This is a genomic window from Micrococcus sp. UYEF5 (genome assembly GCF_040546065.1).
Classification (GTDB): Bacteria; Actinomycetota; Actinomycetes; order Actinomycetales; family Micrococcaceae; genus Micrococcus; species Micrococcus luteus.
Map to the genome: position 1 here is coordinate 1 of NZ_JBEPNB010000018.1, position 10,127 is coordinate 10,127.

A 10,127-nucleotide genomic window follows, 5' to 3' on the forward strand; every position below is an offset into this window, starting at 1 on the left:
GCACGTCACTGATCTTCCTCGCCCAGTCCTTGCTTGCCATCGCCCATACCTCCAGTGATTCCGAGAGGGTGTTGCGACGACCGATTGAATCCACCCTGGGAGCCGCGGTCCGAGTGCACGATGCACCCGGCCACCGCATCGGTGCCGCCGCGGCGTGCCACGGCCTGCTCGAGGGCGTTCACGGCCAACGAGGCCTGCATACGCCCGGCCATGGAGTACCCCACGATCCTGCCGGCGTAGAGATCCTTGATCGCGCAGAGGTAGAGCTTGCCCTCACTGGTGGGGTGCTCGGTGATGTCGGTCAGCCACAGCCGGTTCGGAGCTTCGGCAGAGAAGTCCCGGCGGACGTGGTCGTCGTGCACGGGTGGGCCTGGGCGGGTCCCGTACTTGCCACGCTTGGCCCCGAACCCGCAGTGCCACCCGTTCTGGCGGCAGAGCCGCCAGGCAGTACGGGCGGCCATTCGCTCCCCGGCCGCCTCGGCCTCGTCCCGCAGCAGCCGGTACCCGAACTCCGGATCGTTCAGGTGAGCGGCGTGCAGGGCGTTGGCCCGGTAGGCCTGCTCCACCTCAGAAACGGCGACGGGCTGGTCCCGCCAGCGGTAGTAGGGCTGGCGGGCGAGCTTGAGGACCCGCAAGGACACCGCGACCGGGATCTGGTCGGCGGCGAGCTCGGACACGAGCGGGTACATCATTTTTTCGGCAGGTTCGCCTGGGAGAGGTAGGCCGCGGCGCGGCGTAGGACTTCGTTCTCCTGCTCGAGGAGCCGGATCCTGCGGCGGGCTGCGCGGAGTTCTTCGGCCTCGGCCTTGGTGGTGCCTGGGATGTTGCCTGCTTCGATATCGGCCTGGCGAATCCAGTTCGTCAGGCAGGACTCGAAGATGCCGAAGTCCTTCGCGATGTCTTTCAGATGGGTGCCGGGCTCACGGTTCTGCGCGACCCGGACGACATCATCGCGGAACTCTTTGGGGTAGGGGGCGGGCATGGTGCACATCCTTCCCTTTGGTGTGGGAACACCACAGATCGTATGTCACCTGTACGTGCGTCAGTCCCTCCCTCGGCCGTCGGCCTGTGCACGATCGGCCCCTTGACCACAGGGGTCAGGAGCACCGGGGTCGGGACGCGGATATGGTCTGTCGTTCCCAGGGCCGGGGCTTCTGCTCCATCGCCGACCGGCGTCGAGGCGTGCCACCCACCTGTCGCACCGCCCCACCCCGCCAAGATCACCGTGTGGTCTCGTACGGCGCCGGCAGGTTGACTCCCTAGGGGGGACCGACTGCAGCGGGCCGCGGAGGGGAGTCCTAGTAGTGGTTATCGCGCGGCGTCGACGGTGCCCCGGTCGGGCACCGTGGCGGTCAGGAGGACCGCGGCCAGCGCCCCGCCGACAATGAAGATGTCCGCGATGTTGCCGATGAACCAGTTCCCGTAGGCGAGGAAGTCCACCACGTGGCCTTGCCCGAATGACGGTGGGCGCAGGAGCCGGTCACCCAGGTGGGAAGTCACCGCGCCGCCGAGACACCCGATCACGATCGCCCAGGACACGGTACGGACCCGGAGGGTGAACCAGATCGCCGCGGCGACCGCCACCGCCGAGATGATGGTGAAGATCCAGGTCGAGTTGGCCCCGAACGAGAAGGCCGCCCCGGGGTTGTAGGCCAGCTGGAGCCCGAGCAGCTCACCCAGGAGCGGGACTCGCTCGCCCGTGGACAGGCTGTTCTCCGCCCACCACTTGGTCACCTGGTCCAGGACCACTACGCCGGCCCCGATCGCAATGGTCAAGAGCACCAGGGGGTACCTGCGCCGGTGGTTCATTCGTGTCCTTTCGCGATGCGCCCGTTTCCCGGCGCCTCAGTGGATCTGCTGACCCCGGCGCGACCTGTGAAATCGCTGGCAGGTACCGGATGGACCGGACAGGTCGGGTCTCACCGGGCCTGGGCGTCTCTGTCCCGCAGGCACGGTAGGAGCTCATCCCGTGGTGGCGGGTTGGGCTTGCCGGTCGGTGAGGGGTTCCAGGGCGGTGCGTCGGGTGGTGGCGGCGCGCAGGCCGTTGCCGATGACGATGACCTCGGCGACCTCGTGGACCAGGACCACGGCGGCCAGGCCGAGGACGCCGGTGATGGCCAGCGGCAGCAGCACGGCGATGATCAGCAGCGAGAGAATGATGTTCTGATTGATGATGGCCCGGCCGCGGCGGGCGTGGGCCAGAGCTTGGGGGATCAGGCGCAGGTCGTGGCCGGTGAAGGCGACATCGGCGGATTCGATGGCTGCGTCCGAGCCGGTGGCGCCCATGGCGATGCCGACCTCGGCGGCGGCCAGGGCGGGAGAGTCGTTGATGCCGTCACCGATCATCGCGGTGGGCCGGGTGCCGGTCAACTGGTGGACGGCGGTGGCCTTGTCCTCGGGGCGCAACTCGGCGCGCACGTCGTCGATGCCGGCCTGGTCGGCGATCGCCCGGGCGGTGCGGGCGTTGTCCCCGGTGAGCATGGTCAGGTCGATGCCCTGGCCGGTCAGGGTGGTCACGACGGTGGGGACCTCAGGGCGCAGTTCGTCACGGACCCCGATGGCCCCGGCGACCGCCCCGTCGCGGTGGATGATGACCACGGTCATGCCCTGGTCCTCCAGCCCCTGGACCTGGGCCGCCAGGGGGCCGGGGGCCAGCCAGCGGGGGCTGCCGACGGTGACGGTAGCCCCGTCCAGGCGGCCGGTGATCCCGTGCCCGGCGGTCTCGGTGACGCCCTCGGCCGCGGGCGTGTCCGGGGTGGCGGCGGTGATGGCCGCGGCCAACGGGTGGGTGCTGTGCTGTTCCAGTGCCGCGGCCCAGCCCAGCACTTGGTCCTCGGTGATGCCGGGGGCGGCGAGCACGGCGGTGACGGTGGGCTGGTTGCGGGTCAGGGTCCCGGTCTTGTCCACCGCCAGGTGGCGGATCCCGCCGAGGCGCTCGAAGGCGGCCCCGGATTTGATGACCACCCCGAACCGGCTGGCCGCGCCGATCGCCGAGACCACGGTGACCGGCACCGCGATGGCCAGCGCGCAGGGCGAGGCGGCCACCAACACCACCAGGGCGCGGGTGATCCACAGTTCCGGGTCCCCGAGCAGGGACCCGAGGGCCGCGACGAGCACGGCCAGGATGAGCACCCCGGGCACCAGGGGCTTCGCGATCCGGTCGGCCAGCCGGGCCCGGTCCCCCTTCTCGGCCTGGGCCTGTTCGACCAGGTGCACGATGGTGGTCAGGGAGTTGTCGGTGCCGGCGGCGGTGGCGTCAATCTCCAGGGCCCCGGCGGTATTGATCGACCCGGCCGAGACGGTGTCTCCCGGGCCGACCTCGACCGGGATGGACTCGCCGGTGATCGCCGAGGTGTCCAGGGAACTGCGCCCGGTACGCACGATCCCGTCGGTGGCGACCCGTTCCCCGGGCCGGACCACGAGCACCTGCCCGGGTCGCAGGTCCTTGGCCTCGACCTCCACCGTGGCCCCGCCGGCCCGGATGGTCGCGGTCTCGGGCACCAGTTTCAGCAGGGCGCGCAGGCCCGCCCGGGCCCGGTCCATGGCCTTGTCTTCCAGGGCCTCGGCGATGGAGTACAGGAACGCCAGGGCGGCGGCCTCCTCGATGTAGCCCAGGATCACCGCGCCGATGGCGCTGATCGTCATCAGCAGTCCGATCCCGAGCCGGCCCCGGGTGAACAATCCGCGCAGCGCCCCGGGCACGAAGGTCCAGGCGCCCAGCACCAGCCCGACCCAGAACACCACCGTGGCCACGAGACCGGCCCCGGACCATTCCAGGACCAGCCCGGTGAGGAACGCCAGCCCGGAGAGCGCCGGGAGCAGGATGGCTGCATCGCGCCACCACGGCCGGTGCTCCTCGTGCTCCTCGGGTGCACCGGGAGTGGGGGTCGGGGCCTCGCAGCCGCAGGCGGCGCTCACGAGGCCACCTCCGCCGTGTCGCAGCACCCGGGTACCGGGCAGCCCGGGTCCAGGCAGGGCGCGGAGGCATCCACCGCGAGGGTCACCTCGAGCAGACTGCTCAGCGCCCGGGCCAGGTGCGCATCGACGATCGCGTACCGGGTGCGGCGGCCCTGGTGCTCGACGGCCACGATCCCGCAGTCCCGCAGGCAGGCCAGGTGGTTCGACACGTTCGACCGGCTCAGCCCCAGGGCCTGGGCCAGCTCGGCCGGATACCCGGGGCCCTCCAGCAGGGACAGCAGGATCCGGGATCGGGTGGGGTCGGCCATCGCCCGGCCCAGCCGGTTCATCACGTCCAACCGTGTCGCAATCGTCAGCATGTGGTGAACTATACAGCCTGCACTGTAGTCTCTTGCGGGGTTTCGCCCGGGCCGGGCGACCCCGATCGATTGAATCAGTGAGGACCCTCCGTGACTGCCCGTTGCTGCCCCACCTTCCCGCATCGCCGCTGCCGGGGCCGAGGAGGACGGCCATGAGCCTGGGTGGGTTCTTCGCCGAGATGGTCCAGTCCGGGGCACTGCTGGTGGCGATGCCGCTGGCCGTGGTCGCCGGGCTGGTGTCCTTCCTCTCCCCGTGCATCTTGCCGCTGGTGCCCGGATACCTGGGGTATGTCTCCGGGCTGGCCGACCCGCGCCGGGCGGACAACCGGCGCCGGGTGATGACCGGGGTGGGACTGTTCATTATGGGCTTCGCCGCGGTGTTCACCCTCTACGGGGCCGCCTTCGGGGTGATCGGCGGGTGGCTGTTGCAGTGGCAGGACGCGCTGATCCGGGCCTTGGGGGTGTTCGTGATCCTGATGGGCCTGGTGCTCATCGGCTGGCTGCCGTTCCTGCAGAACACCCGGCGGATGTCCTTCCAGCCCAGGACCGGGATCGCCGGGGCCCCGCTGCTCGGGGTGGTCTTCGGCCTGGGCTGGACCCCGTGTATGGGCCCGACCCTCAGCGCCGTGCTGGCGTTGAGCACCACCACCGGGGACCCCTGGCGCGGGGCCCTGCTGGGCTTCCTCTACTGTCTGGGCCTGGGCATCCCCTTCGTGCTGGTGGCGATGGGCCTGGACTGGGTCACCCGAACGCTGGGCTTCGTCCGCCGCCACATCCGCGCCTTCAACATCATCGGCGGGGTACTGCTGGTGCTCGTCGGGGTGCTGATGGTCACCGGGATCTGGACCCTGTGGATCTACCAGCTGCAGAACCTGGCCGGCACCTTCACCACCCCCGTCTAACCCCGCCCGCACACGCCCCCCACCTCACGGATTGGACCGCTCGTGACTTCCCCTGACCCCACCGCTTCCACCCCGTCCCGGCAGCGCCGGGCCAAGATCGTGGTCTGGGTGCTGCTGGGCCTGGTCGTGGCCGCCGCCCTCATCGGTTACCTTGTGGCCCGCGGGACCGCCACCGCCCAGCAGCAGGACCCCAACCAGTCCACCGCCCAGTCCACCGGGCAGTCGACTGGGTCTGCCGGTCAGTTGGTGCGGGAGAATAGCCGGGTGCTCTCGCAGGCCCCCAATGAGAAGGCCGTGCTGGTGGAGTTCCTGGACTTCGAGTGCGAGGCCTGCGCGGCGGCTTACCCCTTCGTGGAGGACCTGCGCGCCGAGTATGCGGACACCGTGACCTTCGTGCACCGGTACTTCCCGCTGCCGGGCCACCCGAACTCGGTCACCGCGGCCATCGCCGTGGAGGCCGCTGCCCAGCAGGGCGCCTACGAGTCGATGTACCAGAAGATGTTCGAGACCCAGACCGAGTGGAGCCACACCACGGAGGACCGCAGCCCGGTCTTCCGGGCCTACGCCGAAGAGTTGGGCCTGGACATGGCCGCCTACGATGCCGCGGTGGCCGACCCGGCCACCCGGGACCGGGTCGAGCTGGACGTGGCCGACGGCACCGCCCTGGGCGTGGCCGGGACCCCGACCTTCTACCTCGACGGTGAGCCGCTCACCGTGAACAGCCTGGAAGAGTTCACCGCCGCCGTCGAGGCCGCCACCCAGGACTGACCGCCCGGACCATCCGCGGCCACCCGGGCCAGAGCAGAGGACCGAGAGCAAAGGACTTCCCATGACCGACCGGCTCACCGAGCCCACCGCCCCGAGCGCCGCCTCCCCAGTATCGGCAGCCGGCCCGGCGCCGGCCCCGGCGTGGTTCACCGGGCGCCGGGCCTTCGGCCTGGTGCTGCTCGTCACCGGCGCCGTCGGCTGGATCGCCTCGGCGACCCTGGTCCTCGAACGCCTCGCCCTCTACGAGAACCCCGGCCACACCACCAGCTGTGACATCAACCCCTGGGTGTCCTGCGGACGGGTCATGGGCACCTGGCAGTCCGAGCTGTTCGGCTTCCCCAACCCGCTGATCGGCATCGTCGCCTTCGCCGTGGTGATCTCCACCGCGATGGTCGTGCTCTCCGGGGCCCGGCCCGGCCGCGGGTACTGGCTCGGGCTGCAGGCCGGGGTCACCCTCGGGATAGGGTTCGTGGCCTGGCTGTGGTTCCAGGCCCTGTACGAGATCTACATCCTCTGCCTGTACTGCATGATCGTCTGGGCGGCCATGATCCCCCTGTTCCTCCTGCTCACCGCCCGCAACCTCGCCCACGGCGTGATCCCCGCCCCGCCGGGGGTGGTCCGGTTCGCCACCGGCTGGGCCGGGACCCTCATCGCCGTCGCCTACGTCGCCGTCGCCGGCTCGGTCTTCGTCCAGTTCCTCCCCGCCTTCACCGGCTTCTGACCGGTCCTGGGGCGCGACCTCGCCATTATCGACTGAAGGCGCTATCATCGTCGTATGACGATGATTAAGGAGCCGGGGGTGTCCCCGGCGGCGGGCCTGGGCCCGGCGGCGGCGCTGTTCCACGGGTTCTCCGACCCCACCCGGTTGGCGATCCTGCGGCACCTGGCCACCGGGGAGCACAAGGTGCGCGAGCTGACCGAGCACCTCGGGTTGGCCCAGTCCACGGTCAGTGCGCACCTGGCCTGCCTGGCCGGCTGCGGGTTGGTGGCCTCCCGGCCGGTGGGCCGGGCCTCGCTGTACGCCCTGGCCGCCGAGCCCGAGCTGCTTCAGGTGCTGGCCGCCGCCGAGCGGCTGCTGACGGTCACCGGGCACGCGGTCGAGCTCTGCCCACACTCCGGCACCCCGGGCCCCGACGGCCCCGCCGCGGCCTGAGCCCGGTCCCGGAGAAGGAGGACACAGTTAATGGGTGCACACCACCACGCCTCGCCGGCGCACCGCTGGCGGCTGGCGGTCGCTTTCGCCATCACCACGGCGGTGCTGCTGGCCGAGGTGGCCGGGGCGCTGATCACCGGCAGCCTGGCCCTACTGGTGGACGCGGCGCACATGCTCACCGACGCTGGCGGGTTGCTGATGGCCCTGCTGGCCTCCACCCTGATGGCCCGGCCGCCCACGGCCCGGCGCACCTGGGGGTTCCTGCGCGCCGAGGTGTTGGCCGCCCTGGCCCAGGCCGCCATCCTGCTGGCCGTGGGTCTCTACGCCTTCATCGAGGGCCTGCAGCGACTGTTCGCCCCGCCCGAGGTAGCCTCCGGCCCTCTGCTGCTGTTCGGGATCCTCGGCTTGGCCGGTAACCTCGCCTCGCTGGCCGTCCTCGGCTCCGGCCGCGGGGCCAACCTGAACATGCGCGCCGCGTTCCTGGAGGTCCTCAACGATGCGCTGGGCTCGGTGGCCGTGATCGCCAGCGCCCTGGTCATCGCCACCACCGGCTGGGCGCAGGCCGACGCCGTGGCCGGGATGCTCATCGCCGTGTTGATTGTGCCCCGCACCCTGAAGATCCTGGCCGAGGCCGCGCACATCCTGCTCGAATCCACCCCCCGGGACCTGGACCTCGCCGAGGTTCGGGACCACCTTGAAGCGGTGCCGCACGTGGTGTCCGTGCACGACCTGCACGCCTCCCAGATCGCCACCGGGGTCCCCGTGCTCAGCGCCCACGTCGTCGTCGAGGACCACTGCTTCCACGACGGGCACGCCCCCCAGATCCTGGACCAGCTCCAACACTGCGTCGCCGAGCACTTCGACGTGGCGATCGACCACTCCACCTTCCAACTCGAACCCGCCGCCCACGCCCACCACGAACACCCCACCCACCACTGACCCAGTGGGGCTGGTTGAGCAATAGACGCGTCCGCAGGAGGAACCCCCCACCGGACACACCCGCAGCCGACATGGATGAACAGTGGCACGCCACTAGGGACATCCCGCATGACCCGTCCGGTGGTCCGTCCCGCGACGGCACGTCATACGACACGCCCCCGGGTGGGTCACCATCGGCGGCACACAGCTCCGCAGCCCGCGGTGGTCATCGGCGTTGGGCCAGCACCTTCTGTCCGGCTTCGCGCAGTTCCCCCGTGGGTGAGACGTGGCGGTAGAGGGTCTGGCGGGTGATGCCCAGTTCCTTACACAGGGCACCGACGTTGGTGTCCTTGTTCCCCATCGAGGCCATCGCCAGGCGGATCTTGGCCGGGGTCATCTTGTAGGGCCGGCCGCCCTTGCGGCCTCGGGCCCGGGCCGAGGCCAGGCCGGCCTTGGTGCGTTCGGAGATCAGCTCGCGTTCGAACTCGGCCAGGGCGGCGAAGATCCCGAACACCAGCTTGCCGGAGGCGGTCGTGGTGTCAATCGCCGCCCCCTGGCCGGTGAGCACCTTCAGGCCCACGCCCCGCTCGGTGAGCTCGTGCACGATGTTGACCAGGTGGCGCAGGTCCCGGCCGAGTCGGTCCAGCTTCCACACCAGCAGGGTATCCCCGGCCCGCAGCGCTTTCAGGCACGCGGCCAGATGGGGACGGTCATCGCTCTTGCCGGAGGCCTTGTCCTCGTACAGAGCCTCCGGTTCCACGCCGGCTTCGAGCAGGGCGTCGCGTTGCAGGTCGGTGGCCTGGGAGCCGTCAGCCTTAGACACCCGCATGTACCCCACGAGCACCGCCCACCACCCCTGTCATTTATTCGATCGTTTATGTGACACGAGGCCCGCAGAGCGAGGTGTTGAGAAATATTGTCACGTAACCGGTCATTTATTCTACGTCTCGCAGACGGTCAAGGCGCAGCTATGGTGACAGGTAGTCCGAAGGGATGCCGAGCTCGGTGAAATTGCTCCGGACGCCTTGGATCACTTCGTCGTTGTCGCGGCGGTACATCGTGCAGAAGTTGAAGAGTTGGCGGGCGGTCTCGGGGGTGGTCCGGGCTTCCTCGACGACGGCCTGAAAGTTCTTTTTGATCTCCTGCCAACGGATGGCGGTGGGGTCCGTGGTTTGTTCGGTGCTGCCGGGGTCGCGGGAAATGTCCGGTTGGGGCAGGAACACCTCGGCTTCGCGTCCGGGGCAGGTCATGGCCCGGGTTTCGAGCAGGTGTATCGCGGTGGCGGCGGCTTCCAGGGACTGGAGTTGGCGCTGATCGGAGAGTTCCTCGTAGGGGCGCCACGGGCCCTGTCCGGCGCGGACCGGGTGGCCGGTGCGGTCCCACACCTGTCGTGTCAGCCGGCCGGGTGCGCCGCATTCGATGATGGTCGCGCCGAGCTCGTCGAGCAGCGTCCTGAGTAGTCGGAACCAGAGGCCTGCGTGCACCCGGTGTCGGGGAAGGGCGACGGATCCTGTGGTCAGGGCCTGCCAGGTCCGCTGGTCCATGCTCCGGATCGCCGCCCCGACCGGTCGCGGCTCGGGCCTACCCGGCGAGACGTGCCAGAAGTCGTGGTAGCCCACCGGGCCGTTGTGGCGTTCGAGTCGGCAGTGGTGGACGGGGCAGGAGAGCATTAGGGGCACCAGCCACGCCAGTTGGTAGGGGCAGGGAGGGGTGGATTCCATGGTGCAGCGCGGACAGGCCCGGTGTTGCCAGCCGGCATCCGTGGGCAACCAGGCCCGCCAGTCCTCCACGGTACGGTCGCGTCTCCTTCCCCGGGGCAGCAGTACCGCCAGCTGGCGGGTATAGGTGGTGTAGGCCTTCGCCGCTGGCTCGAGTTGGTCCAGCAGCCAGGGGGTCTGCCCGCCGAGAGTCATGGCCCGTATGGTGTCGGTTCCGGTTCTGGTGCGGCCGGCTAGGGCATGTCTGACAATCGTTTTGACCATGCGAGCACAGCATTCAGGACCACAGCGGCCCTGTAGATGATCGCGTACTTGTCATACCGGGTCGCCAGGCCCCGCCACTGCTTCAGGTGCGCGTACTGGCGCTCGATGACGTTGCGGCCCTTGTAGG

12 protein-coding genes and 1 pseudogene are annotated in these 10,127 nt (G+C 70.0%); 5 read left to right on the plus strand and 8 right to left on the minus strand.

What is annotated here, in order from left to right; all coding sequences use genetic code 11:
• Nucleotides 1-5: 5 nt before the first annotated feature.
• From ABIB16_RS10930 to cmtR, 5 genes are all read right to left on the minus strand, one after another.
• Nucleotides 6-677 (minus strand): DDE-type integrase/transposase/recombinase, encoded by a 672-nt coding sequence (locus ABIB16_RS10930; RefSeq protein WP_161972207.1) that lies wholly within the window; start codon nucleotides 675-677, stop codon nucleotides 6-8.
• An 11-nt stretch (nucleotides 678-688) separates the two neighbouring features.
• Nucleotides 689-982 (minus strand): transposase, encoded by a 294-nt coding sequence (locus tag ABIB16_RS10935; RefSeq protein ID WP_060973960.1) that lies wholly within the window; start codon nucleotides 980-982, stop codon nucleotides 689-691.
• Nucleotides 983-1,308: 326 nt separating this feature from the next.
• Nucleotides 1,309-1,782, minus strand: coding sequence for a signal peptidase II (locus ABIB16_RS10940; protein ID WP_227718746.1), 474 nt, complete (start codon nucleotides 1,780-1,782; stop codon nucleotides 1,309-1,311).
• A gap of 180 nt (nucleotides 1,783-1,962) precedes the next feature.
• The gene (locus ABIB16_RS10945) at nucleotides 1,963-3,918 is read right to left on the minus strand and encodes a heavy metal translocating P-type ATPase (protein WP_170721174.1); all 1,956 of its coding nucleotides are present in this window, start codon (nucleotides 3,916-3,918) and stop codon (nucleotides 1,963-1,965) included.
• A complete protein-coding gene (cmtR, locus tag ABIB16_RS10950) occupies nucleotides 3,915-4,277 on the minus strand; it encodes a Cd(II)/Pb(II)-sensing metalloregulatory transcriptional regulator CmtR (RefSeq protein ID WP_060775722.1) in 363 nt (120 codons plus the stop codon). Before cmtR ends, ABIB16_RS10945 begins: the two co-directional genes overlap by 4 nt.
• Before the next feature lie 152 nt (nucleotides 4,278-4,429).
• On the opposite strand from cmtR, the gene ABIB16_RS10955 reads away from it, so the two are divergent.
• From ABIB16_RS10955 to ABIB16_RS10975, 5 genes are all read left to right on the plus strand, one after another.
• Nucleotides 4,430-5,179 (plus strand): cytochrome c biogenesis CcdA family protein, encoded by a 750-nt coding sequence (locus ABIB16_RS10955; RefSeq protein WP_036313837.1) that lies wholly within the window; start codon nucleotides 4,430-4,432, stop codon nucleotides 5,177-5,179.
• Between the two features lie 42 nt (nucleotides 5,180-5,221).
• Nucleotides 5,222-5,947, plus strand: a complete 726-nt coding sequence (locus ABIB16_RS10960; protein WP_081097719.1) for a DsbA family protein — start codon at nucleotides 5,222-5,224, stop codon at nucleotides 5,945-5,947.
• 61 nt (nucleotides 5,948-6,008) lie between these two features.
• On the plus strand, nucleotides 6,009-6,668 hold the full coding sequence (locus ABIB16_RS10965; RefSeq protein ID WP_036313831.1) for a vitamin K epoxide reductase family protein: 660 nt from the start codon (nucleotides 6,009-6,011) through the stop codon (nucleotides 6,666-6,668).
• 54 nt (nucleotides 6,669-6,722) lie between these two features.
• Nucleotides 6,723-7,100 (plus strand): ArsR/SmtB family transcription factor, encoded by a 378-nt coding sequence (locus ABIB16_RS10970; RefSeq protein WP_036313828.1) that lies wholly within the window; start codon nucleotides 6,723-6,725, stop codon nucleotides 7,098-7,100.
• A 30-nt stretch (nucleotides 7,101-7,130) separates the two neighbouring features.
• Nucleotides 7,131-8,039 carry a cation diffusion facilitator family transporter gene (locus ABIB16_RS10975; protein WP_036313825.1) on the plus strand — a complete coding sequence of 303 codons (909 nt, stop codon included), beginning with the start codon at nucleotides 7,131-7,133 and terminating at the stop codon, nucleotides 8,037-8,039.
• A 205-nt stretch (nucleotides 8,040-8,244) separates the two neighbouring features.
• Here ABIB16_RS10975 and ABIB16_RS10980 read toward each other — a convergent pair whose 3' ends face one another.
• The 3 genes and pseudogenes from ABIB16_RS10980 to ABIB16_RS10990 all read right to left on the minus strand — a co-directional run.
• Nucleotides 8,245-8,862: a recombinase family protein gene (locus ABIB16_RS10980; RefSeq protein ID WP_036313821.1), complete on the minus strand. Its 618-nt coding sequence runs from the start codon at nucleotides 8,860-8,862 to the stop codon at nucleotides 8,245-8,247.
• Nucleotides 8,863-8,986: 124 nt separating this feature from the next.
• Complete coding sequence (locus ABIB16_RS10985; protein WP_256998856.1) at nucleotides 8,987-9,931, minus strand: TniQ family protein; 945 nt, start codon at nucleotides 9,929-9,931, stop codon at nucleotides 8,987-8,989.
• A gap of 38 nt (nucleotides 9,932-9,969) precedes the next feature.
• Nucleotides 9,970-10,127: pseudogene (locus tag ABIB16_RS10990) on the minus strand (IS5/IS1182 family transposase); the annotation flags it as partial.